The organism is Pseudomonas fluorescens, assembly GCF_900215245.1.
GTDB lineage: Bacteria > Pseudomonadota > Gammaproteobacteria > Pseudomonadales > Pseudomonadaceae > Aquipseudomonas > Aquipseudomonas fluorescens.
This window is the reverse complement of the sequence record NZ_LT907842.1, coordinates 3,351,533-3,372,610: the sequence shown is the minus strand read 5'-3', so window position 1 is coordinate 3,372,610 and position 21,078 is coordinate 3,351,533. Positions and strand designations below refer to the sequence as shown.

Annotated in this window: 27 protein-coding genes and 1 riboswitch; of the genes, 7 read left to right on the top strand and 20 right to left on the bottom strand. The window is 59.4% G+C overall.

Annotation, left to right across the window (positions count from 1 at the left end):
* Positions 1–14: 14 nt before the first annotated feature.
* A riboswitch (yybP-ykoY riboswitch) is annotated at positions 15–136 on the top strand.
* Positions 137–224: 88 nt separating this feature from the next.
* The gene (locus CPH89_RS15675; protein ID WP_053254447.1) at positions 225–809 is read left to right on the top strand and encodes a TMEM165/GDT1 family protein; all 585 of its coding nucleotides are present in this window, start codon (positions 225–227) and stop codon (positions 807–809) included.
* A 126-nt stretch (positions 810–935) separates the two neighbouring features.
* Here the strand turns inward: CPH89_RS15675 and CPH89_RS15670 are convergent, their stop codons facing one another.
* The 4 genes from CPH89_RS15670 to CPH89_RS15655 form a co-directional block, all read right to left on the bottom strand.
* A complete protein-coding gene (locus tag CPH89_RS15670) occupies positions 936–1,754 on the bottom strand; it encodes a M48 family metallopeptidase (RefSeq protein ID WP_053254446.1) in 819 nt (272 codons plus the stop codon).
* 180 nt (positions 1,755–1,934) lie between these two features.
* Positions 1,935–2,555: an SOS response-associated peptidase gene (locus CPH89_RS15665; RefSeq protein WP_053254445.1), complete on the bottom strand. Its 621-nt coding sequence runs from the start codon at positions 2,553–2,555 to the stop codon at positions 1,935–1,937.
* Between the two features lie 36 nt (positions 2,556–2,591).
* Positions 2,592–2,852, bottom strand: coding sequence for a putative signal transducing protein (locus tag CPH89_RS15660; protein WP_032893538.1), 261 nt, complete (start codon positions 2,850–2,852; stop codon positions 2,592–2,594).
* Between the two features lie 11 nt (positions 2,853–2,863).
* On the bottom strand, positions 2,864–3,043 hold the full coding sequence (locus tag CPH89_RS15655; protein WP_053254444.1) for a CPXCG motif-containing cysteine-rich protein: 180 nt from the start codon (positions 3,041–3,043) through the stop codon (positions 2,864–2,866).
* A gap of 131 nt (positions 3,044–3,174) precedes the next feature.
* Between CPH89_RS15655 and CPH89_RS15650 the strand changes: the two genes are divergently transcribed.
* A complete protein-coding gene (locus CPH89_RS15650; RefSeq protein WP_171902634.1) occupies positions 3,175–4,338 on the top strand; it encodes a 1-acyl-sn-glycerol-3-phosphate acyltransferase in 1,164 nt (387 codons plus the stop codon).
* A 23-nt stretch (positions 4,339–4,361) separates the two neighbouring features.
* Here CPH89_RS15650 and CPH89_RS15645 read toward each other — a convergent pair whose 3' ends face one another.
* The gene (locus CPH89_RS15645) at positions 4,362–4,619 is read right to left on the bottom strand and encodes a hypothetical protein (RefSeq protein ID WP_053254442.1); all 258 of its coding nucleotides are present in this window, start codon (positions 4,617–4,619) and stop codon (positions 4,362–4,364) included.
* A gap of 182 nt (positions 4,620–4,801) precedes the next feature.
* On the opposite strand from CPH89_RS15645, the gene CPH89_RS15640 reads away from it, so the two are divergent.
* The gene (locus CPH89_RS15640; RefSeq protein WP_053254441.1) at positions 4,802–5,011 is read left to right on the top strand and encodes a hypothetical protein; all 210 of its coding nucleotides are present in this window, start codon (positions 4,802–4,804) and stop codon (positions 5,009–5,011) included.
* A 67-nt stretch (positions 5,012–5,078) separates the two neighbouring features.
* Here the strand turns inward: CPH89_RS15640 and CPH89_RS15635 are convergent, their stop codons facing one another.
* The gene (locus CPH89_RS15635; protein WP_053254440.1) at positions 5,079–5,663 is read right to left on the bottom strand and encodes a YajG family lipoprotein; all 585 of its coding nucleotides are present in this window, start codon (positions 5,661–5,663) and stop codon (positions 5,079–5,081) included.
* Positions 5,664–5,845: 182 nt separating this feature from the next.
* On the opposite strand from CPH89_RS15635, the gene CPH89_RS15630 reads away from it, so the two are divergent.
* Both CPH89_RS15630 and mqo read left to right on the top strand, forming a co-directional pair.
* A complete protein-coding gene (locus tag CPH89_RS15630) occupies positions 5,846–6,079 on the top strand; it encodes a hypothetical protein (protein ID WP_053254439.1) in 234 nt (77 codons plus the stop codon).
* 726 nt (positions 6,080–6,805) lie between these two features.
* A complete protein-coding gene (gene mqo / locus CPH89_RS15625) occupies positions 6,806–8,314 on the top strand; it encodes a malate dehydrogenase (quinone) (protein WP_053254438.1) in 1,509 nt (502 codons plus the stop codon).
* Between the two features lie 69 nt (positions 8,315–8,383).
* Here mqo and CPH89_RS15620 read toward each other — a convergent pair whose 3' ends face one another.
* The 4 genes from CPH89_RS15620 to CPH89_RS15605 all read right to left on the bottom strand — a co-directional run bounded on the left by CPH89_RS15620 (position 8,384) and on the right by CPH89_RS15605 (position 10,429).
* Complete coding sequence (locus tag CPH89_RS15620; protein WP_053254437.1) at positions 8,384–8,671, bottom strand: PA4642 family protein; 288 nt, start codon at positions 8,669–8,671, stop codon at positions 8,384–8,386.
* Positions 8,672–8,879: 208 nt separating this feature from the next.
* Positions 8,880–9,365, bottom strand: coding sequence for a hypothetical protein (locus CPH89_RS15615; RefSeq protein WP_053254436.1), 486 nt, complete (start codon positions 9,363–9,365; stop codon positions 8,880–8,882).
* A 35-nt stretch (positions 9,366–9,400) separates the two neighbouring features.
* Positions 9,401–9,868 (bottom strand): WbuC family cupin fold metalloprotein, encoded by a 468-nt coding sequence (locus CPH89_RS15610; protein ID WP_053254435.1) that lies wholly within the window; start codon positions 9,866–9,868, stop codon positions 9,401–9,403.
* A gap of 3 nt (positions 9,869–9,871) precedes the next feature.
* Positions 9,872–10,429, bottom strand: a complete 558-nt coding sequence (locus CPH89_RS15605; RefSeq protein WP_053254434.1) for a hypoxanthine-guanine phosphoribosyltransferase — start codon at positions 10,427–10,429, stop codon at positions 9,872–9,874.
* 164 nt (positions 10,430–10,593) lie between these two features.
* Here CPH89_RS15605 and upp point away from each other — a divergent pair, with 164 nt between their 5' ends.
* Together upp and CPH89_RS15595 are read left to right on the top strand one after the other, a co-directional pair.
* Positions 10,594–11,232: a uracil phosphoribosyltransferase gene (upp, locus tag CPH89_RS15600; protein WP_017138223.1), complete on the top strand. Its 639-nt coding sequence runs from the start codon at positions 10,594–10,596 to the stop codon at positions 11,230–11,232.
* Positions 11,233–11,234: 2 nt separating this feature from the next.
* Positions 11,235–12,509 (top strand): uracil-xanthine permease family protein, encoded by a 1,275-nt coding sequence (locus CPH89_RS15595; RefSeq protein ID WP_053254433.1) that lies wholly within the window; start codon positions 11,235–11,237, stop codon positions 12,507–12,509.
* A 125-nt stretch (positions 12,510–12,634) separates the two neighbouring features.
* Here the strand turns inward: CPH89_RS15595 and hisC are convergent, their stop codons facing one another.
* The 10 genes from hisC to CPH89_RS15545 all read right to left on the bottom strand — a co-directional run bounded on the left by hisC (position 12,635) and on the right by CPH89_RS15545 (position 20,873).
* Positions 12,635–13,687, bottom strand: a complete 1,053-nt coding sequence (gene hisC, locus CPH89_RS15590; RefSeq protein WP_053254432.1) for a histidinol-phosphate transaminase — start codon at positions 13,685–13,687, stop codon at positions 12,635–12,637.
* A gap of 3 nt (positions 13,688–13,690) precedes the next feature.
* Entirely contained in the window at positions 13,691–15,010 is a 1,320-nt protein-coding gene (hisD, locus tag CPH89_RS15585) for a histidinol dehydrogenase (protein ID WP_053254431.1), read from the bottom strand.
* A gap of 378 nt (positions 15,011–15,388) precedes the next feature.
* On the bottom strand, positions 15,389–16,024 hold the full coding sequence (hisG, locus tag CPH89_RS15580) for an ATP phosphoribosyltransferase (protein ID WP_003188599.1): 636 nt from the start codon (positions 16,022–16,024) through the stop codon (positions 15,389–15,391).
* Between the two features lie 168 nt (positions 16,025–16,192).
* On the bottom strand, positions 16,193–17,458 hold the full coding sequence (murA, locus tag CPH89_RS15575) for a UDP-N-acetylglucosamine 1-carboxyvinyltransferase (RefSeq protein WP_053254430.1): 1,266 nt from the start codon (positions 17,456–17,458) through the stop codon (positions 16,193–16,195).
* A 23-nt stretch (positions 17,459–17,481) separates the two neighbouring features.
* Entirely contained in the window at positions 17,482–17,721 is a 240-nt protein-coding gene (locus CPH89_RS15570) for a BolA family protein (protein WP_008434291.1), read from the bottom strand.
* 114 nt (positions 17,722–17,835) lie between these two features.
* Positions 17,836–18,141, bottom strand: coding sequence for an STAS domain-containing protein (locus CPH89_RS15565; RefSeq protein WP_053254429.1), 306 nt, complete (start codon positions 18,139–18,141; stop codon positions 17,836–17,838).
* Complete coding sequence (locus CPH89_RS15560; RefSeq protein ID WP_053254428.1) at positions 18,138–18,788, bottom strand: MlaC/ttg2D family ABC transporter substrate-binding protein; 651 nt, start codon at positions 18,786–18,788, stop codon at positions 18,138–18,140. Before CPH89_RS15560 ends, CPH89_RS15565 begins: the two co-directional genes overlap by 4 nt.
* A gap of 11 nt (positions 18,789–18,799) precedes the next feature.
* Complete coding sequence (gene mlaD / locus CPH89_RS15555; RefSeq protein ID WP_005784855.1) at positions 18,800–19,267, bottom strand: outer membrane lipid asymmetry maintenance protein MlaD; 468 nt, start codon at positions 19,265–19,267, stop codon at positions 18,800–18,802.
* Entirely contained in the window at positions 19,267–20,064 is a 798-nt protein-coding gene (gene mlaE, locus CPH89_RS15550; RefSeq protein WP_053254427.1) for a lipid asymmetry maintenance ABC transporter permease subunit MlaE, read from the bottom strand. Before mlaE ends, mlaD begins: the two co-directional genes overlap by 1 nt.
* On the bottom strand, positions 20,064–20,873 hold the full coding sequence (locus CPH89_RS15545; RefSeq protein WP_053254426.1) for an ATP-binding cassette domain-containing protein: 810 nt from the start codon (positions 20,871–20,873) through the stop codon (positions 20,064–20,066). Before CPH89_RS15545 ends, mlaE begins: the two co-directional genes overlap by 1 nt.
* Positions 20,874–21,078 lie beyond the last annotated feature (205 nt).

The following is a 21,078-nucleotide window of genomic DNA, read 5'->3' as shown; positions in this document are numbered from 1 at the left end:
TGCCTAGGCAGAATCCGCTCCGTCCTAGGGGAGTAGTCTCCCACGAGCGCCACGCTCGTCCGGCATACGTCAACATACTTGGTCAACAGACCATGGCGTATGCGACCCAGGAGTCCGCACAGACGGACCGGGGTTTGACAAGACCTATGACACGCACACCTTACCCGGGGCGGGAAGGCTGTACGTGTCATAGCCGTGTCGACCCGCCCCTGGAAACCTACCTGATGCTGGATTCATTACTCGTTCCTACCGCAATCGTTGCCTTGGCCGAAATCGGCGACAAGACGCAGCTGCTCGCCCTCATCCTGGCCGCACGCTTTCGCAAACCCTGGCCGATCATCGCCGGCATCGTCGCCGCAACCCTGGCCAACCATGCCGCCGCCGGTGCCGTGGGGGCCTGGTTCGGCAGTTTCTTCTCGGATGCGGTGTTGCACTGGATCCTCGCGGCGAGTTTCTGCGCCACGGCGCTGTGGACCCTGGTGCCGGACAAACTCGACGATGACGAAGCCAGTACCACACGCAAGTTCGGGCCGTTCCTGACCACGCTGATTGCGTTCTTCCTTGCGGAAATCGGTGACAAGACGCAGATCGCCACGGTGATGCTGGCGGCGCAGTATCCGGAGTTGTGGCTGGTGATTATCGGCACCACCCTGGGCATGCTGATTGCGAACGTGCCGGTGGTCTTGGCGGGGAATTTCGCGGCGGAGAAGCTGCCGCTGACCTTGATTCGTCGACTCGCGGCGACGGCGTTTTTCGTCCTGGCGGTGGTGGCGGTTTACAAGGCCATGCAAAGCAGCGGCTGGTTGTAAACCCAATCAAATGTGGGAGCGGGCTTGCTCGCGAAGGCGGCGGTCCAGTCAAAGATTTACCGACTGATACTGCGCATTCGCGAGCAAGCCCGCTCCCACATTTAGATCTTCACAAGCCTTGAAATATCAGGACTTTTTAGCCTGTTGATAGAGCGGCATCACCTTCGGAATCGCCGCCTGCAACGAGGCGATCCGACTGTCGGAAGCCGGGTGCGTGCTCATGAACTCCGGCGGCGCGCCTTCCGAAGCCTTGGCCATCTTGTTCCACAACGTGATGGCTGCGTTCGGGTTGTAGCCCGCCCGGGCCGATAGCTCCAGCCCGATCAGGTCGGCTTCGTTTTCGTTGGCGCGGCTGTTCGGCAAAGTCATGCCGTAGTTGGCAACCGTGTCGGCTAAAGCCAGGCTGTCCTGACCCAACCCGAACAAGGCACCGGCGCCCTGCTTGGCCATCTGGATGCCATAGGCCTTGGACATGGCTTCACGCCCGTGTTCGCGCAACGCGTGGGCGATTTCATGGCCCATCACCGCAGCCAACTCGTCATCAGTAAGCTTGAGGTTGTCGATCAACGCGCTGTACACAAATATCTTGCCGCCAGGCCCGCAGTTGGCGTTCATCTCATCGCTTTTGATCAGGTTCACTTCCCACTTCCACTGCGCCGCATCCGGGCGGAAGGTCGGTGCCTGGGCGATCAGACGATTGGCAATCGCCTGCACGCGCTTGGCGTTGGCACTGGTCTTGTCCAGCATGCCTTTGCCACTCGCCTCTCCCAGCGTCTGCTGATAGGACTGGGCATACATCTGGTCGACTTCCTGGCTCGACAGCATGCTGAACATGTACTGCTTGCGCTCTACCCCGACGGCACCGCCGTTAGTGGTGTTAACCGACTGGCAACCAGCCAGCAGCATCGCTGCACTGAGTACGCTTACCGCCAATGACTTCTTCATGAACACTCTCCCTGGAAACCTGGCGCGTATCGTAGGCGGTCGTATGTATCTGCGCCAGATACACACGACGTGTAACCACCAACTTTCAGATACATCCCACACGCCCACCACGGCAGCAAGCCAAGTCGTTCAAGGTTATGAGGTTCACGGTAGTGTTGCACCCGCCTTTGCGACCAAGGCTTAAGCCGGCGTCAGGCACTCGGGCCCATTCAACTTCGGATCATTCACCATGTTGGCCAGGACCCGCTCGCGCAATGCGACCGGCTCACTGGCCAGCAGGCCTTGCAACACATGCAACGGGGTCTCTGGATTCAACCAGGCGTCCTGCCCCGCCGCGTCGAGAATCAACGGCCGCCGCTGACTCTGTGCGGCCTGGGTCACCACTGCCGTGCTCAACCACACCTGTTCCTGCACCGGATACGCCTCCCAGATCGCCGCAAAAAACAGCGTCGAGCCTTCACCCGGCGTCAGCCAGTAAGGACGTTTGCGCTGGGTACCACGCCATTCGTAAAAACCATTCGCCGGCAGCAGGCAACGGCGCTGGCGAAAGGCTTCGCGAAACATCGGTTGCTCCGCCAGGGTTTCGGCGCGGGCATGGGCCGGGGTGCGCGAAAGGTCGGTCAGCCACGGCGGCGTCAGCCCCCAGCGGGCACGCGCCAGGGTGCGCTGGCCTTCGCTCAGGCGCTGGATCAGCACCGAATCATTCGGGGAGATATTCCACTGGGCCTTTTGATCGGCGGGGAATCCCGGTAAGGCAGCGAAGGCAGGGTTCCAGCGAAACAGGGCATAACGTCCACACATGGGGTAACACGACTCTTGGGTAAACCGACCGACAGCCTAACAGACCAATACGTCGGGGAAGCTGTCGGGTTCATCGCCGGGCAAGGGTTGCGCACCGATGTAAGCGGTAATCAGCTCGCGGGCGCAGGCGGCCTGGTCGTTATCCACTTCCAGACCCAGCAGGCCAAAAATCGGCAGTTCGCCGGTACCGCCGAGCAAATGGCGGCCCACCAGGTGCGCCTCGATGCCCTCGCTGGCGAGCATTTGTTGCAGCAGCTCGCCTTCCATCAGGTTTTCCGGCTCATAAATTCGCTGCATGGGCGTACCTGTTATTCGTTTTCGCTGCGCACGTTCAGCATCCACTCGTCACCGTGCACCTGGAGCTCGAACGTAATCGGCCGGCAGCACACAGGGCAGTCTTCTATATATTCCTGATCGCCCGCCGACAGGTCCAGCAACGCTGTGACCACCTCTCCACAATAAGGACATTCGTACGACTCCTCTTCCATCGCGGTCTCCCAGGTGACTTGTGCGTATAATCGCCGGTCTATTTACAGGGCTATTCACGGCAGAGCCAATATTGCGGCCGCACCCTGATATTTCCTTTACTAACACTAGCCGTTTCTAACAAGAGAGCATGATGGGCGAATTCGATACCATCCGACCTTACAACGACAGCGAAGTCCCGGCAGTGCTGGCACGCCTGTTCAGTGACAAGGCCTTTCTGGACATCCTGACCCACTTCCGCTTCCCGCGCTTTGCCGGCGCCCTGGGCTGGCTGCTAAAGCCGATGATCGCCCGCAAACTGCGCCGTGAGTTCGCCGGCGTCACCACCGTGGCCACCCTGCAGGACAAAGTCGAATATTACGTCGATCACACCATTGATCGCGCGACCGACGGCGTAACCTACACCGGTGTGGAGCAACTCAAGTCCGGCACTGCTTACCTATTTTTGGCCAACCACCGCGATATCGTGATGGACCCGGCCTTCGTCAACTATGCCGTATACCACGCCGGCCTGCCGACGCCACGCATCGCCATCGGCGACAACCTGCTGCAAAAGCCGTTTGTCAGCGACCTGATGCGCCTGAACAAGAGTTTTATCGTGCACCGCTCGATCACCGGGCGAAAGGAAAAGATGGCGGCCTACCAACTGCTGTCGGCTTACATCAACCATTCGATCCGCAACGACTGCCAGTCGATCTGGATCGCCCAGGCCGAAGGCCGTGCCAAGGATGGGGATGATCGTACCGAGTCGGCGATCCTCAAGATGTTCCACGTGAGCCGCAAAGACGAGCCGTTTGCCGAGGTGATCCAGTCGTTGAACCTGACGCCGGTATCCATCAGCTATGAATACGACCCGTGTGACAGCGCCAAGGCGCGCGAGCTGTATATCCGCGCCACCACCGGCACCTACTGCAAGGCGCCGGGCGAAGATGACGTGAGCATTGCCCTCGGCATCACCGGCTACAAGGGCCGCGTGCACGTAAACTTTGCACCGCCAATCACCGAACGCTTTGAAGACACCAAGCTGCTGGCCGTGGAAATGGACCGGCAGATTCTCGGCGGTTATCGCTTGTTCCCGGTGCATTACCTGGCGTACGCACAGTGGAGCGAGGCTGACCCGCAATTGCAGGTGCCAACCGCGGCCGAGGTATTCCCGGCCGATGAATTGGCGAAGGCGAAAGCGGAATGGGAGCGACGCTTGAATGAATGCCCGGCTGAACACCGGCCGTTTCTGGTGGAGCAATATGCAACGCCGGTGCGCAATCAGTACCGGGTAAAGGCCGGGATTCCACTGTAAACACCTTTGCTTGTACGGTGTTCTTAGAGGTGGGTGCTGAGCCAGGATACGGCCAGCGCCAGGCCCAGGCAGGCGAACCCGACACGGTAAGCCAGACGATGCGCCCGTTCGGTGCGCACATCCAGAAACAACATTGGCTGGTCGATCGCGCGACCTTCGCTTTTTGCGGTCAGGTCGGCCAGTGCGCGCTGCTCACGCAAGCGGGTAATGAACAGCAGCGCTGCACCCGGGCAGGCCACCAATAAAGCCACAGCATTGATCAGTAGTGCGGGCAGCGCCATCACAAACCTCGGTCGACCAGTGTCTTGGTATCTATTCAGATACAAACCTGAACGATAGTGGCCTCCTGCCCAAGAAACGCTCCGTCCCCCATGTAGCCTTAATGTATCCAGTAATTTACAGCGTCACCTGAACGTCACCTTAACAAGCCACTCTGTTGCCCTTCGACGCTTAGGAGCTTGTCATGCTGCACGCGCAAAACCAGGATCGGCTGTACCTGATCGCCCCAAACGAAGAGCAAGAAGCCCTGGTCGGCGGGTTGGCATTCAATGTCCAGGATCGCCACTGGCTAGTGTATTGCGCCCTCGGCGGGCACCAGCACGCCGACCTGCCGGAACTGGATCTGCTGACTGGCGTCAGTGTGTTGGACTTTTATGTCGAAACGGCTGCATGAAAGCGACAGGCGTAAAAAAACCGGGCTCATCGCTGAGCCCGGTTTTTTGTGAGGCGCTTGTCGGCGGTTACTGCGAGCTGAGCAATTGGCCGATGCTTGGGTCTTTAAACAAACGCGTCAACGCGTCGCTCAGCACGTCACTGACCAGCTTGGTGTTGGTTTCCTGGTTCGGCGACATCCCGAAGCGCTGATTCAGGGAAGCACCGTAGCGGCCACTGTAGCGACGTGTACCGGCACTGACGTCAGATTTGAACGTCGCGCCGATGGAGGCCTCAGTGACATACAGGCCTTCTTTAGGCGACTGGTATTTCAACTCCGCCAAGGTGATGGTCAACTGAGGCGCGCCCGGCGAGTTGGCCGGGGTAAAGCCCAGCAGGCGCACGGCGGCTTCCGCCTGGGCTTGCAGCTTGGGCAGCACGTCCTGGCCGGTGACCGAAATAAGCGCAGTCTCCGGGTACAGGCCGCCACGGGAGCCCAGGGTAGGCGACGGACGACCATCCACGACACGCACCGATACCGGCTGGCCATGGCCTACAGGAGCCAGCTGCGCAGTGACTTTAGGTTGCGGGCTGAGTTGTTGCGGGCTGTTGGCGCAGCCAACCAGGGTCAAACTGGTCACAGTGATCAAACCGAACAACAGGCGTTGCAACATACTCATTTCTCCAGGACTAGGTGCAAACAGGCGGCCAGTATAACGGTGCACGTAGGTCACTCACCAGCCATCCTGAACGGCAGCTGAAGGCTTGCCGAAATTACAATTTCACATAATTTCGTCACTCCACTGTCATGGCACACTGGCAACCTTCAAGCATGTAACGTAACAGGTACAAAGCCATGCGCCTTCTCAAATCATTGTTCATGACACACCGCCGTCATCGCCACTATGCCTTGCTCGATGCCCACGGGCATTGCCTGGCGTTCAAGCAGTGCAGCCTGCCGCCTGTCGGCGAAGGCTGGGTGGAAGTTTCGGAGACGCATCTGGGCTGGATGCACCGCCCACTGCCGACGAACGCGCGGGTCAGCCCGCCAGTTATGCACGCACAATCCCATCACGCGTTGGCCTCCTGACCGAGACACTAATAAAAGTCATAAAACACGCCCATTTCCTTGGCGTTCTTCGCTACAATCTCCCCCCGATTATAAGGACGTCTCCTGATCGGGCCTCGCAGCATCGTTAATGCCTCGGTATTAACCCCCAAATTGCCCACAGAGAGCCGCCCACACAGATCGAGTGAAGCTGGCGCGCTTGCTGTTTTCTTTGCAAACCACCCCTCTTTGCCGAATCTGCCAGAGCTGCCATTGCGCTCGGCCACTTGAGTTGTTTGCCCGTTTTGCCGCGTATCGGCAGAGGTTTGCGGGCCAGGTGCCAGGCTGAGGCAGCCCTTTTTTGAGGTTCACGTCTTCAAAAGAGCGTGAAAAAAACGGGTTTTCACAACTTCACAAGAGTGTGGCGAGCAAATGAATAGTTTGGCGTTTGTACAAGCACCATCAGCGTCTGGAACAGCCCAACCACACAGGACCGAGTACTCCTCAAACACCGGAGCTTGAGCCTGTCCGCTACGGATTGGTTGCACAAATCGCACGCGTTGACCATAAGTCGAATTGCCACAGGCGCCCATGAATGCGTTCATAGGCAGATTAGCCCGGCAGGAAGCGTGCGCTGAAGATGCAAAGAATTGCGAATCGGACATGGCGATCCTGGCCATGGGTAACCTGGGGCAACACGTGAACCGCCCCGTCACTCCTGGCAGCCATGCCGTCAATTTGGTGCTGCAGATTTTGGAGACGCGTTAAATGGCGCATAACGAAGCAGTCGACGTAGTACTGGTAGGGGCCGGCATCATGAGTGCCACCCTGGCCGTATTGCTCAAAGAGCTCGACCCCGGCCTCAAGCTGGAAGTCGTTGAGCTGATGGATTCGGGTGCCGCGGAGAGTTCCAACCCGTGGAACAACGCCGGTACCGGCCACGCCGGGCTGTGTGAGCTGAACTACACGCCGCAGGCAACCGACGGCTCTATCGATATCAAGAAAGCCGTGCACATCAACACCCAGTTCGAGGTGTCGAAGCAGTTCTGGGCGTACCTGACCAAAAAGGGCACCTTTGGCTCGTCCAAATCCTTTATCAGCCCAGTGCCGCACCTGAGCTTCGTGCAGGGTGAAAAAGGCGTGTCCTTCCTCAAGAAGCGCTTTGAAACCCTCAGCCAGCACCATGCGTTCTCGGACATGCACTACACCGAAGACCGCAATGAGATGGCCGAGTGGATGCCTTTGATGATGCCGGGCCGCCCGCTCGACGAAAAAATCGCTGCCACCCGCGTCATGAATGGCACCGACGTCAACTTCGGCGCCCTGACCAACCAGTTGCTCAGCCACCTGACCAGCTCGGCCGACGCCCAGGTCAAGTACTGCAAGCGCGTTACCGGCCTCAAGCGCAATGGCGCGGGCTGGACCGTCAGCATCAAGGACGTCAACAGCGGCAACAGCCGTGAAGTGGACGCCAAGTTTGTGTTCCTCGGCGCCGGCGGCGCAGCCCTGCCGCTGCTGCAAGCCTCGGGCATCGAAGAAAGCAAAGGCTTCGGGGGTTTCCCGGTCAGCGGTCAGTGGCTGCGTTGCGACAACCCGGACGTGGTCAAGCACCACCAGGCCAAGGTCTACAGCCAGGCCGCCGTGGGTTCGCCACCGATGTCCGTGCCGCACCTGGACACCCGCGTGGTCGATGGCAAGAAATCCCTGCTGTTCGGACCCTACGCCGGCTTCACCACCAAGTTCCTCAAGCACGGCTCGTTCCTTGACCTGCCAATGTCGGTTCGCGCCGGCAACATCGGCCCAATGCTGGCCGTGGCCCGGGATAACATGGACCTGACCAAGTACCTGGTCAGCGAAGTCATGCAGTCCATGGAGCAACGCCTGGAATCCTTGCGCCGTTTCTACCCTGAGGCGAAAGCCGAAGACTGGCGCCTGGAAGTGGCCGGCCAACGGGTGCAGATCATCAAGAAAGACCCGAAAAAAGGCGGCGTGCTGCAATTCGGCACCGAGCTGGTCGCCGCGAAAGACGGTTCGCTGGCAGCCCTGCTGGGCGCGTCCCCAGGTGCTTCGGTGACGGTCTCGATCATGCTCGACCTGATCGAGCGCTGCTTCCCGGCCAAGGCTGCCGGTGAGTGGGCGGCCAAGCTGCACGAGATTTTCCCAGCGCGGGAAAAAGTGCTGGAGACGGACGCCGAGCTGTATCGCAAGATCAACACGCAAAACAACATCAGCCTGGAACTGGTTGAGCAAAGCAATGAGGCTGAAAGCTACGCTTGAGGCTTTAACGCCATAAAAAACGCCCCGCTCTCTGCATGAGAACGGGGCGTTTTTTTATGTCTCGGATAATCAGCCGCGAGCGTTGTCGATCAGCTCGATGTACTCGGCGCCGTGACGCTGATCCTTGATCAGGTCAACGAAGGTCTGGCCGTGCTCATCCTTGCCGTCGAGGTCCAGGCCTGCTTCCTTGAAAAAGCCCAGGAACCGCTCGAAGTCGTCGATACGCAGGCCACGGTAGGCCTTGATCAGTTTATGCAGGGACGGTGAAGTCGCATCGACCGGCTCGAAGTCCAAGAACAACTTGATCTGATCGTCCCCGATCTCGTCACCAATCACCTGTTTTTTATCTTTACGCATTACCGACTCCAGCCTGCAGACATTACACGGGAGAGGAAGTCTACCTTCCAGACACCCCCTTCGAAAACAACCAAGCACACCTGTGGGAGCTGGCTTGCCTGCGATAGTGTTGCATCAGTGACAGTTGGGCCAACTGGCTCACCGCTATCGCAGGCAAGCCAGCTCCCACATTGATTGCATTCACATGACTGAACGCGTGTCGGCTGAATCATTTAGCGCGAACAGCGCCGGTGTGCAGGTCCGCCCAGATATGCCCGTTGGCATAACTGAGGAACTGCACGTACACCGTGTCATTGCGCAGCAAGTCGACAATCACCCGGTACTGCGCCATCGGGTATGACAACGTCAGGGTTTTGCTGGTGTTATCGAACACTGGCTTTTTCAGGCTTTTGCTTTCGGCGTCAAAATTGAGCACCACCTGGCTGATGGTCGCGCCTTTGTTCAAGGACTTACCCTTGAGGCGGATCATCAACGGCGAGGTCACCGGGATGGGTTGCTGGGTGGATTGCCGCTGGTTACCCACCACCACTGCGTACTCGGTGACTTGCAGCAGTTGCTGCTGGTCGGGGGTGTCGGCGCGCAGGGTGAGGTCATCCGGCGGCAGGAACTGGCTGTGCAGCGGCGCGGGCGCCGCCGCCAGTGGCAGGCTGAGGGTCAACGCCAGGGCGGCGCAGGTGCGTATCAACAGGCTCATGGGCCGCTCCGTGGGAGATGGCCGAGCACTGTAGCTCAATCGAACTGGGCAAGCATCCAGCGTTGATACGCGGCGACACCGGCATCGCCTTCGCGGGGCGCCCAGTCAGCCGCCTCGCCCTCACCCAGCGCTCGATACGGCCCGGCCTTGCATTCGAACATCACCGTATCGGGTGCCAGCACCACCAAGCCATGGAAGACGCCCGGTGGCAGGTCAACACCCGCACATTCGCCGCCCGCCTGTAGCAGGCGCTTGGCGATCACCTCGCCGGTATCACTGAACACCAACAGGCCCAGGCAGCCCTTGAGCACCAGCAGGGTTTCCGCCTTGTCTGCGCTCAGGTGCCGATGAGGCGGCACATAAGTGTCAGGTTGCAAGCCGACGGCCAGGCGATGGCACGGCTCTTCCATCTGATGGAAGTTGTGGTGGTGCCGAGCACGGGGGCTGGCGGCCGCTTTCTCGGCCAATTCGGTGAATAGCGTTTGATCAAGAAAGCGGACCACGGATTACATCCCTTTAACGGCGAAGATCCCATTGGCGTTACGCCAGTAGCCTTTGTAGTCCATGCCGTAACCGAAAATGTAGCGGTCGATGCACGGCAGGCCGACGTAATCGGCTTTCAGGTCCGGGCGGGCCTTACGGTCGTGGTCTTTGTCGATCAGCACGGCAGTGTGCACTTTGCGTGCGCCGGCGTGTTTGCAGAAGTCGATGATTGCACCCAGGGTATGACCTTCATCGAGGATGTCGTCGATGATCAGCACGTCGCGATCAATGAACGAGACTTCCGGCTTAGCTTTCCAGAACAGGTCGCCGCCGGTGGTTTCGTTGCGATAACGGGTAGCGTGCAGGTAGGAAGCTTCCAGCGGAAATTGCAGGTGGGTGAGCAATTTACCGGCGAAGATCAGGCCGCCGTTCATCACACAGAACACCACCGGGTTGGTCTCGGCCATTTCGCGGGTGATGTGTGCGCCAACCTTGGCGATCGCTTCTTCGACTTGCGCTTCGGTGTACAGGCAGTCAGCCTCGCGCATGATTTGACGGATATGCTCGAGATCAGCGGACATGGCGCTCTCCAAGGGGGTGCTGTGGCAAGAAAAGCGGGCAAAGGTACGCATGTGAGGCGCAACGTTCAAGCCTTAATGGACTAACGTACTAGATGTCTATAGGACAACACCCTCGGATAGATTAATCTAGGCCGGTTTTTTTGCCCGCCGCCGGAGCCTTTCCCATGCCCACTCGCGAGATCCGCCACCCGCTGATCCGACACAAACTCGGCCTTATGCGCCGCGCCGACATTAGCACGAAGAACTTCCGTGAGCTTGCTCAGGAAGTCGGAGCGCTGCTCACTTACGAAGCGACCAAAGATTTGCCTCTGGAAACCTACGAGATCCCCGGTTGGGCCGGTCCCGTCCAGGTCGAGAAAATCGCCGGTAAGAAAATCACCGTAGTGCCGATCCTGCGCGCCGGTATCGGCATGCTCGAAGGCGTACTCAGCCTGATCCCGGGCGCCAAAGTCAGCGCCGTTGGCGTGGCTCGCAACGAAGAAACGTTGCAGGCCCACACCTACCTGGAAAAACTCGTACCGGAAATCAACGAGCGCCTGGCGATGATCATCGACCCGATGCTCGCCACCGGCAGTTCCATGGTTGCCACCATCGACTTGCTGAAAAAAGCCGGTTGCAAGGACATCCGCGCCATGGTGCTGGTCGCCGCTCCCGAAGGCATTGCCGCTGTCGAGAAGGCCCACCCGGACGTGCAGATTTATACCGCGTCCATTGACGAGCGCCTGAACGAACACGGCTACATCATCCCAGGCCTGGGCGATGCCGGTGACAAGATCTTCGGCACCAAGCAGAAGGACGCTTGAGCATGCAGGATGAATTCAACGACCCGCTTTGGCGCCAGATCCTGTCTGGCGCACAAATGCTCTTCGTAGCATTTGGCGCGCTGGTGTTGATGCCGCTGATCACAGGTCTTGATCCAAACGTCGCACTGTTTACCGCCGGCCTTGGCACCTTGCTGTTTCAGGTAGTCACAGGGCGGCAGGTGCCCGTCTTCCTGGCGTCGAGCTTTGCGTTCATCACCCCGATCATTCTCGCCAAAGGCCAGTTCGGCCTCGCGGCGACCATGGGCGGCGTGATGGCGGCCGGTTTCGTCTATACGTTCCTAGGGCTGGCCGTGAAGGTCAAAGGCACCGGTTTTATCGACCGCCTGCTACCGCCCGTGGTGATCGGCCCGGTGATTATTTCCATCGGCCTGGCCATGGCGCCGATTGCCGCCAACATGGCGATGGGTAAAGCCGGTGACGGCAGTGAGCTGATTCACTACCAGACGGCGATGCTGATTTCGATGCCGGCGCTGCTCACCACCCTGATCGTGGCGGTATTCGGCAAAGGCATTTTCCGCCTGGTGCCGATTATTTCCGGCGTGCTGGTCGGCTTTGCCATGTCGTTCTACTTTGGCGTGGTCGACACGGCGAAAATCGCTGCAGCGCCGTGGTTTGCCCTGCCCCACTTCACCGCGCCGGAGTTCAACTGGCAGGCGATCCTGTTTATCGTCCCGGTGGCCCTGGCCCCGGCGATCGAACATATCGGTGGTGTGATTGCCGTGGGCAGCGTGACCGGTCGCGACTACCTGAAGAAGCCTGGCCTGCATCGCACCCTGCTCGGTGATGGCATTGCCACCACGGCTGCCGGGCTGTTTGGCGGCCCGCCGAACACCACGTACGCCGAAGTGACCGGCGCAGTGATGCTGACCAAGAACTACAACCCGAAGATCATGACCTGGGCAGCGGTGTTTGCCATCAGCCTGGCCTTTATCGGCAAGTTCGGCGCATTGCTGCAGAGCATCCCCGTGCCAGTGATGGGCGGCATTCTGTGCCTGCTGTTCGGCTCGATTGCCGCGGTAGGCATGAACACGCTGATCCGCCACAAGATCGACCTTGGGGAAGCGCGCAATCTGGTGATTGTGTCGGTGACCCTGGTGTTCGGGATTGGCGGGGTGCTGGTCGGCACCGGCACCGGCCCGGATGACTTCGGCCTCAAGGGCATTGCCCTGTGTGCGGTGGTGGCCATTGCACTCAACCTGCTGCTGCCAGGCAATGATGGCTGGAAGAACAAGAAGCCGGATGAGCCGTTGCTGTAACTAATACTGCAAAAACAATGTGGGAGGGGGCTTGCTCCCGATGACGGTAAATCAGTCAATTAGCTGTCGACTGACACTCCGCCATCGGGAACAAGCCCCCTCCCACATTTGCTTTTCAGCGGACGTTAAAGCTCGCCAAGCCCATCAATCAGCGCCTGGTTCTGCTCTGGCGTACCAATACTGATCCGCAGGAACTGGGCAATCCGCTCCTGCTTGAAGTGCCGCACAATCACCCCTTGCTCACGCAACTTGGCTGCCAGGCCGGCGGCGTCGTGCCGTGGGTGACGGGCAAAGATGAAATTGGCCGCCGACGGCAATACTTCAAAGCCTTTCGCTTCCAGTTGCGCGACCAACTGGTGGCGGCTGTCGATCACCTGCCGACAGGTCTTCTCGAAGTAATCACGGTCCTCGAATGCCGCCGCCGCCCCGACAATCGCCAGCCGATCCAACGGGTAGGAGTTGAAGCTGTTCTTGACCCGCTCCAGCGCCTCGATCAGGTCCGGATGGCCCACCGCCAGGCCCACGCGCAAACCGGCCAGTGAGCGCGATTTGGACAGGGTCTGGGTCACGAGCAGGTTCGGATAGCGATCCACCAGGCTGATGGCCGTCTCGCCGCCGAAGTCGATATAGGCTTCATCGACCACCACCACCGAATCCGGGCTGGCCTTGAGGATCTGCTCCACCGCGTCGAGTGCCAGCACGCAGCCCGTCGGCGCATTCGGGTTGGGGAAGATGATCCCGCCATTGGGTTTGGCGTAGTCGGTCACGCGAATCTGGAACTGCTCATCCAACGCGACCGGGTCAGACTGGATGCCGTAGAGGCCGCAGTAAACCGGATAAAAGCTGTAGCTGATATCCGGAAACAGCAGCGGCAAGTCGTGCTGGAACAAACCGTGAAAAATGTGCGCCAGGACTTCGTCGGAACCGTTACCGAGGAACACCTTGCCGGCGTCGATCCCGTAATACTTGGCCACTGCCTGCTTGAGCAGGTCGCTGTTGGGGTCCGGGTACAGGCGCAAGTTGTCGTTCAACTCCGCCTGCATGGCCGCCAACGCCTTGGGGGACGGGCCGTACGGGTTTTCATTGGTATTGAGCTTGACCAGCTTGGTCAGCTTCGGTTGCTCACCAGGAACGTAAGGCACGAGGTCCTTGACGAAAGGGCTCCAGAATTTGCTCATGTCTTAGTTCCCTTCTTCAAGGATGCGGTATTCGGCGCTGCGGGCGTGAGCGCTGAGGGATTCACCACGGGCCAGCACTGAGGCGGTCTTGCCCAGCTCGGATGCGCCGTGTGGCGAGCAGAAGATGATCGACGAACGCTTCTGGAAGTCATACACCCCCAGCGGCGACGAGAAGCGCGCAGTGCCGGAAGTCGGCAACACGTGGTTCGGGCCTGCACAGTAGTCGCCCAGGGCTTCGCTGGTGTGACGCCCCATGAAGATCGCACCGGCGTGGCGAATCGACGGCAGCCAGGCCTGTGGGTCGGCCACCGACAACTCCAGGTGCTCCGGCGCAATGCGGTTGGCCACTTCGATGGCCTGCTCCATGTCACGCACCAGGATCAGCGCGCCACGCCCATTGATCGACTTCTCGATGATCTCGGCGCGTTCCATGGTCGGCAGCAGCTTGTTAATGCTGGCGGCGACCTTGTCGAGGAACTCGGCGTCGGGGCTGACCAGGATCGCCTGCGCATCTTCATCGTGCTCGGCCTGGGAGAACAGGTCCATGGCGATCCAGTCCGGGTCGGTCTGGCCGTCACACACCACCAGGATTTCCGAAGGGCCTGCGATCATGTCGATACCGACCTGGCCAAATACGTGGCGCTTGGCGGTGGCCACATAGATGTTGCCGGGACCGACCACTTTGTCGACCTTCGGCACGCTTTCGGTGCCGTAGGCCAGCGCCGCAACGGCTTGAGCACCACCGATGGTGAACACGCGGTCAACCCCGGCGATGCAGGCTGCTGCCAGTACCAGCTCGTTGATCTCACCGCGCGGGGTCGGCACGACCATGACCACTTCGGTCACGCCCGCCACTTTGGCCGGGATTGCATTCATCAGTACCGACGACGGGTACGAGGCTTTACCGCCCGGTACGTACAGGCCGGCGCGATCCAGAGGCATGACCTTTTGGCCCAGCACGGTGCCATCGGCCTCGGTGTAGCTCCAGGAATCCTGCTTCTGTTTTTCGTGGTAGCTGCGCACCCGCGCCGCCGCGACTTCCAATGCTTCGCGCTGGGGCAGCGTGATACGCGTCAGGGCCAGTTCAAGCCGCTCGCGGGGCAGGATCAGGTCCGACATCGACGCGACGTCGAGGCCGTCGAACTGGCGAGTGAAATCCACCAGCGCCGCATCACCGCGCTCGCGCACGGCCTTGATGATGTCGAGCACCCGCTGGTTGACCGAGTCGTCGGACACGCTTTCCCAGCTCAGCAGATGATCCAGATGATGGGCGAAATCCGGGTCGGCAGCGTTGAGTCGGGCAATTGCAGTGGACGTGGTCATAGCGAGGGCCTCAATAGAATTGGCAAAAACTCAGGCGCCCGAAGGTGCGCTGACGTTCAATAACGAAGCGCGTTGACACTGTGGTTAAGCCAGGCAAGGTGCGGGACGCTGGGAAGAGTTATTTCCTTACCAAGTCTCGCAACGCAGCATGGCGCAACCACAGTGCCAACTCGCAGGGCCTTACCTCAAACGGCAGACTGCTACGCGTCGCTAATTATTGAAAAAGAATCTTCTACTAACATAAGTTGCCTTTTGGGGTAAGGCGCGATTCGTTATTGAACGTCAGCGCACCTTCCCAGCAGTCGTTTCCGCTTGGGCACCTGAGAACTCTGGCTATGAGGCGGATAGACGGGCGCGACCTGAGGCCGCGCAGGCGGGTCAACCGCGGTGTCGAGACTCCACTGCCTTGCGCAGGGTGTCGATCAACGCCTGGATACGGGCGTGTTGCATTTTCATTGAAGCTTTGTTGACGATCAGGCGAGAGCTGATGTCGGCAATGAAATCCTGAGGCTCTAGACCGTTGGCACGCAGCGTGTTGCCGGTGTCGACCACGTCGATAATCTTGTCGGCCAGGCCGATCAGCGGCGCCAGCTCCATCGAGCCGTAAAGCTTGATGATGTCGACCTGACGGCCTTGTTCCGCGTAGTAGCGCTTGGCGACGTTGACGAACTTGGTCGCCACGCGCAGGCGGCCTTTGGGCTCGACGTCACCGACACGGCCGGCGGTCATCAGCTTGCACAGGGCAATACGCAGGTCCAGCGGCTCGTAAAGGCCCTGGCCACCGTACTCCATCAGCACGTCTTTGCCGGCGACACCGAGGTCGGCTGCGCCATGTTCAACGTAGGTCGGCACGTCGGTAGCCCGCACGATCAGCAGGCGAACGTCGTCCTGGGTCGTGGGGATGATCAGCTTGCGGCTCTTGTCCGGATTCTCGGTCGGCACGATGCCCGCTTCAGCCAGAAGCGGCAAAGTGTCGTCAAGGATGCGGCCCTTGGACAATGCGATGGTCAACATGGGAAACGTCAGTCCTTCATCAGGCTATTGCTGTCCGGTCGCAAACGGCGCCAGACACAGATCGAGGCCATTACAGCCTCGATTTGAAACAAATTCGGCCGGGGTGCGCAAGCGTTAATACGCGTGCACACCCCGTGCGGGCGCATCCCTGCGCCCGTGCAGCGGGAACTAGCCCGGTACGCGGCGGATCTTGGCGCCGAGCATCTGCAGTTTTTCTTCGATGCACTCGTAACCACGGTCTATGTGGTAGATGCGGTCGATGAGGGTGTCGCCGTCAGCGCACAACGCCGAGATCACCAGGCTGGCGGAAGCACGCAGGTCAGTTGCCATGACTGGCGCGCCCTTGAGCTTCTCGATGCCCGTGACGATGGCGGTGTTGCCTTCGACCTGGATCTTGGCGCCCATGCGATGCAGTTCATACACGTGCATGAAGCGGTTTTCGAAGATGGTCTCGATCACAGCACCGGTGCCTTCGGCAATTGCGTTCAAGGAAATGAACTGCGCCTGCATGTCGGTCGGGAACGCCGGGTACGGAGCGGTACGCACGTTGACCGCTTTGGGCCGCTTGCCGTGCATGTTCAGCTCGATCCAGTCTTCGCCGGTGGTGATTTCTGCACCGGCCTCACGCAGCTTTTCCAGGACCGCTTCCAGGATGGTCGGATCAGTGTCCTTGACCTTGACGCGACCACCGGTAACGGCAGCGGCCACCAGGTAAGTGCCGGTCTCGATGCGATCAGGCATCACTTTGTAGGTGGCCGGATGCAGGCGTTTAACACCGTCGATGGTGATGGTGTCGGTGCCGGCGCCAGTGATGTTGGCACCCATGGCGATCAGGAAGTTGGCCAGGTCGACCACTTCCGGCTCGCGCGCGGCGTTTTGCAGCACGCTGCGGCCGTTCGCCAGGGCGGCAGCCATCATGATGTTCTCGGTACCGGTCACGCTGACGGTATCAAAGAAGAAGTTGGCACCACGCAGGCCGCCTTCCGGCGCCTTGGCCTTGATGTAGCCGCCTTCAACGTCGATGGTTGCACCCATGGCTTCAAGGCCACGAATGTGCAGGTCGACCGGACGCGAGCCGATGGCGCAACCGCCAGGCAGTGCCACTTCAGCTTCACCGAAACGGGCAACCATCGGGCCCAGTACCAGGATCGACGCACGCATGGTTTTCACCAACTCGTACGGAGCGATCAGGGTCTTGATGGTGCGCGGGTCGATTTCGACACTGAGTTTCTCGTCAATCACCGGCTCGATGCCCATGCGACCGAACAGCTCGATCATGGTGGTGATGTCGTGCAGGTGCGGCAGGTTGGCCACAGTCACCGGGCCGTCGCACAGCAGGGTCGCTGCCAAAATCGGCAAGGCGGAGTTTTTCGCACCGGAAATGCGGATCTCGCCATCAAGGCGGGCACCGCCGGTAATAATCAATTTATCCATAAGAATCTCGACGCCTTGGGGGCTCAGGTGCGCTCGGCCCAGGCCGCGCGGCTGAAAAATTTCATAGTGACCGCGTGGATGCTGCCATCGGTGATCCACGGGTTTAAATGGGCATAGATCTGCTGTTGACGCTTGACCGGGCTCAATGCCGCCAGTTCATCGCTAATCACGTTCAGCTGGAAATTGCAGCCTTCGCCTTCAACTTCTACGTTCGTTTCCGGCAGCTTTCCTTCAAGGAAGCTTTTAACTTCTAGGGCCTGCATGCTCAACCTCTATCGGCGCCCAGTGCGCACGGGTCGCACATCATACAAAAAAGCCCCGCGCCTGCGAACCCCGCATAGCAGGACTCTGACGGGGGGCTTCTTTAATAATGTGTATTAAGGATGCGCCAACAGCTCGGTCAGACCGGAAACCTGCGCAATTTCACGCATGTCGTCGGGCAAGGCACGAATACTGACCGGCTTACTGGCCGCTTCGGCATCACGAATGAAGCACAGCAGCAACGACAGGCCGACGCTGCTGGACTTGGTCACCGCCGAGCAATCAAGCACCAGCGCAGGTGCCGCGCTGGACTTGATCAGCGCCTGACCCTGCTTGCGCAGGTCAGGCCCGGAGCGGTAATCCAGCACGCCACTGAGGAACAACTCGCCGGCGTCGCCAAGACGAACAGCCGACTCGGTCATTGCGCAGGCTTCCCGGCAGCTTGTTTGTCGGTTTCTTCTTTGGCTTTGGCGACTTCACCGGCCCAACCATTAATGGTCTTGTCCAGGTTGTTGCCATTGCGCTGCATGGCGTCGGCGAACTGATCGCGGAACAGCTTGCCGATGTTGATACCGTTGATGATCACGTTACGCAGCTTCCACTCGCCGTTGACCTTCTCCAGCGTGTACTGCACAGGGTAGATGGCGCCGTTGTTGCCTTTGACGCTCATGTTAACGCTGGTGCGATCACCCGACTCATCCCCGGCTGGGGCGACGGTAATGCCTTGATTGTTGTACTCCAGCAGGGCGTTGCCGTAGAACTGGAACAGGCCCTTCTTGAAGTTTTCCTGGAATGTCTGCATTTGCGCAGGGGTAGCCTTGCGCGAATACTTGACCGTCATGATGCTGCGGGAAATGCCTTCGGCATCGACCACCGGGCCCACAATGGTATTCAGTGCTTCGTAAAACCTGGTCGGGTCTTGTTTGTACTGCTCTTTGTTGGCAGTCAGGTCAGCCAACATCTTGTTGGTCGTGTCCTGCACCAGATCGTGCGCAGAACCCGCCGCGTTGGCCATCAGCGGCAGCGCTGCAAGCAGCACCAGCAGGCCACGTCGCAAGGTAGAGATCATGAACAGGTTCCTCATTTGGCGTCTTTATTGACCGTATTGAGCAGGAATTTACCGATCAGGTCTTCAAGCACCAACGACGACTGTGTGTCGTGGATTGTCGAACCATCCTTGAGCAGGGCTGTTTCCCCGCCCACGCTGACACCGATGTACTTCTCGCCCAGCAGACCCGCAGTGAGAATAGATGCAGTCGAGTCAGTCGGCAGGTTATCTACCTTCTTGTCGACTTGCATGGTCACTCGGCCGGTGAAGCTGTCGCGATCCAGATCGATTGCCGTGACCTTGCCGATGGTTACACCGGCCATGGTCACTTTAGCTCTGACAGTCAAACCGGCAATATTATCGAAGTACGCGTAAAGTTTATAAGTGTCGGCGGTGGGGCTGGCCGAAAGGCCGCTGACTCGCAGGGCCAGTAACAGTAAAGCCAGGATGCCAGCCAGCAAGAAAAGGCCGACACCGATTTCCACAGTGCGGTTTTGCATCAGAAATCTCCAAACATCAAGGCGGTCAAAATGAAGTCAAGGCCCAGTACTGCCAGCGAGGCGTACACAACGGTCTTGGTGGTGGCGCGACTGATCCCTTCTGAAGTGGGCTCACAGTCATAGCCTTGGAATACGGCGATCCAGGTCACTACAAAGGCGAAGACGATGCTCTTTATGATGCCGTTGAGCACGTCGCCACTGAAGGTCACGCTGTTTTGCATGTTGCCCCAGTAAGAGCCGTCATAGACGCCCAACCAGTCAACCGCCACCCACGAACCGCCCCAGATGCCCACCACGCTGAAAATCATCGCCAGCAGTGGCAGGGAAATGAAGCCGGCCCACAGGCGCGGCGCAACAATATACTTGAGCGGGTCCACGCCGATCATTTCCAGGCTGGACAACTGCTCGGTGGACTTCATGTTGCCGATTTCGGCAGTCAACGCGGAACCCGCGCGCCCGGCAAACAGCAAGGCGGTGACCACCGGGCCGAGTTCGCGCAACAGCGTCAGGGCGACCATCTGCCCCACAGCCTGCTCCGAACCGTAGCTGGAGAGGATGTTGAACCCCTGCAAAGCCAGCACCATGCCGATGAAAATCCCGGAAACCACGATGATGACCAGGGACATCACGCCCACCGAGTGCAGCTGCTTGAGCAGCAGGCCGAAGCCACCGCCAATCCCGCCGCGACCAAGCAATGCATGAAACAGGAAAATCGTCGAACGCCCCAGCACTTCGACCAAGTCGATACCGGAGCGACCGAAAAGGCGAACCTTCTCGATTAAAGATGTCTTGCGCATCAGCGCTTCCCCAGAAGATCTGAGCGGTAGTCCGCTGCCGGAAAATGAAAAGGCACCGGGCCATCGGGATCGCCGGTCATGAATTGGCGAATGCGCGGGTTGTCAGCGTTCATCAGCTCTTCAGGCGTGCCCTGCCCCAGCACCTGACCATCGCCGACTACATAAAGGTAGTCGGCAATGCTCGCGGTTTCGGCCAGGTCGTGCGACACCACGATACTGGTGATCCCCAACGCATCGTTGAGCAGGCGAATCAGGCGCACCAGCACGCCCATGGCGATCGGGTCCTGGCCCACGAACGGCTCGTCATACATGAGGATCTGCGGATCGAGGGCGATGGCTCGCGCCAGGGCGACACGACGCTTCATGCCGCCCGACAACTCGTCAGGCATCAGGTCGACGGCACCACGAAGGCCCACGGCCTGCAGTTTCAACAAGACAATGTCACGAATCATTTCATCTGACAGCTGGGTGTGCACCCGCAGCGGAAACGCCACGTTTTCGAACACGTCGAGGTCGGTGAACAGTGCGCCACTCTGGAACAGCACTCCCATGTGCTTGCGCGCATCGAACAGATCGCTGCGCGACAATGTCGGCAGGTTCTGACCGTTGACCCACACTTCGCCGGCGCTGGGACGCAATTGCATGCCCATCAGACGCAACAGTGTGGTCTTGCCGCAACCGGAAGGCCCCATGATGCCCGTGACCTTGCCGCGGGGAATGCGAATATCGACGTTATTGAAGATGCTGCGCGTCCCGCGCTTGAAGGTAAGGCCCTTCAGCTCGACCGCGTAGGCGTTATCGGCACTCATCTAATCTCCTTGGGATGCAGCCTTTCACTCAGACACCATGTATGCGACTTTCGTTTGCAACGTATGTGCAATAGTTAGCGCCATGGGTTGGGCGGACCGAACTGGCGGCGAACTATATCACTGCTGGTGCAGAGCCCCCAAGGCCGGAACAGCCCTCGTTCAGATTCGGGACAGGGAAAAAAACGCTGCCGAGCATGAAACTCAG

Bases quoted from the DNA above. Each gene is read 5' to 3' on its own strand.
- CPH89_RS15675 (WP_053254447.1), top strand. From the start codon at position 225: ATGCTGGATTCATTACTCGTTCCTACCGCAATCGTTGCCTTGGCCGAA.
- CPH89_RS15670 (WP_053254446.1), bottom strand. From the start codon at position 1,754: ATGAAGAAGTCATTGGCGGTAAGCGTACTCAGTGCAGCGATGCTGCTG.
- CPH89_RS15665 (WP_053254445.1), bottom strand. From the start codon at position 2,555: ATGTGTGGACGTTATGCCCTGTTTCGCTGGAACCCTGCCTTCGCTGCC.
- CPH89_RS15660 (WP_032893538.1), bottom strand. From the start codon at position 2,852: ATGCAGCGAATTTATGAGCCGGAAAACCTGATGGAAGGCGAGCTGCTG.
- CPH89_RS15655 (WP_053254444.1), bottom strand. From the start codon at position 3,043: ATGGAAGAGGAGTCGTACGAATGTCCTTATTGTGGAGAGGTGGTCACA.
- CPH89_RS15650 (WP_171902634.1), top strand. From the start codon at position 3,175: ATGGGCGAATTCGATACCATCCGACCTTACAACGACAGCGAAGTCCCG.
- CPH89_RS15645 (WP_053254442.1), bottom strand. From the start codon at position 4,619: ATGGCGCTGCCCGCACTACTGATCAATGCTGTGGCTTTATTGGTGGCC.
- CPH89_RS15640 (WP_053254441.1), top strand. From the start codon at position 4,802: ATGCTGCACGCGCAAAACCAGGATCGGCTGTACCTGATCGCCCCAAAC.
- CPH89_RS15635 (WP_053254440.1), bottom strand. From the start codon at position 5,663: ATGTTGCAACGCCTGTTGTTCGGTTTGATCACTGTGACCAGTTTGACC.
- CPH89_RS15630 (WP_053254439.1), top strand. From the start codon at position 5,846: ATGCGCCTTCTCAAATCATTGTTCATGACACACCGCCGTCATCGCCAC.
- mqo (WP_053254438.1), top strand. From the start codon at position 6,806: ATGGCGCATAACGAAGCAGTCGACGTAGTACTGGTAGGGGCCGGCATC.
- CPH89_RS15620 (WP_053254437.1), bottom strand. From the start codon at position 8,671: ATGCGTAAAGATAAAAAACAGGTGATTGGTGACGAGATCGGGGACGAT.
- CPH89_RS15615 (WP_053254436.1), bottom strand. From the start codon at position 9,365: ATGAGCCTGTTGATACGCACCTGCGCCGCCCTGGCGTTGACCCTCAGC.
- CPH89_RS15605 (WP_053254434.1), bottom strand. From the start codon at position 10,429: ATGTCCGCTGATCTCGAGCATATCCGTCAAATCATGCGCGAGGCTGAC.
- upp (WP_017138223.1), top strand. From the start codon at position 10,594: ATGCCCACTCGCGAGATCCGCCACCCGCTGATCCGACACAAACTCGGC.
- CPH89_RS15595 (WP_053254433.1), top strand. From the start codon at position 11,235: ATGCAGGATGAATTCAACGACCCGCTTTGGCGCCAGATCCTGTCTGGC.
- hisC (WP_053254432.1), bottom strand. From the start codon at position 13,687: ATGAGCAAATTCTGGAGCCCTTTCGTCAAGGACCTCGTGCCTTACGTT.
- hisD (WP_053254431.1), bottom strand. From the start codon at position 15,010: ATGACCACGTCCACTGCAATTGCCCGACTCAACGCTGCCGACCCGGAT.
- hisG (WP_003188599.1), bottom strand. From the start codon at position 16,024: ATGTTGACCATCGCATTGTCCAAGGGCCGCATCCTTGACGACACTTTG.
- murA (WP_053254430.1), bottom strand. From the start codon at position 17,458: ATGGATAAATTGATTATTACCGGCGGTGCCCGCCTTGATGGCGAGATC.
- CPH89_RS15570 (WP_008434291.1), bottom strand. From the start codon at position 17,721: ATGCAGGCCCTAGAAGTTAAAAGCTTCCTTGAAGGAAAGCTGCCGGAA.
- CPH89_RS15565 (WP_053254429.1), bottom strand. From the start codon at position 18,141: ATGACCGAGTCGGCTGTTCGTCTTGGCGACGCCGGCGAGTTGTTCCTC.
- CPH89_RS15560 (WP_053254428.1), bottom strand. From the start codon at position 18,788: ATGATCTCTACCTTGCGACGTGGCCTGCTGGTGCTGCTTGCAGCGCTG.
- mlaD (WP_005784855.1), bottom strand. From the start codon at position 19,267: ATGCAAAACCGCACTGTGGAAATCGGTGTCGGCCTTTTCTTGCTGGCT.
- mlaE (WP_053254427.1), bottom strand. From the start codon at position 20,064: ATGCGCAAGACATCTTTAATCGAGAAGGTTCGCCTTTTCGGTCGCTCC.
- CPH89_RS15545 (WP_053254426.1), bottom strand. From the start codon at position 20,873: ATGAGTGCCGATAACGCCTACGCGGTCGAGCTGAAGGGCCTTACCTTC.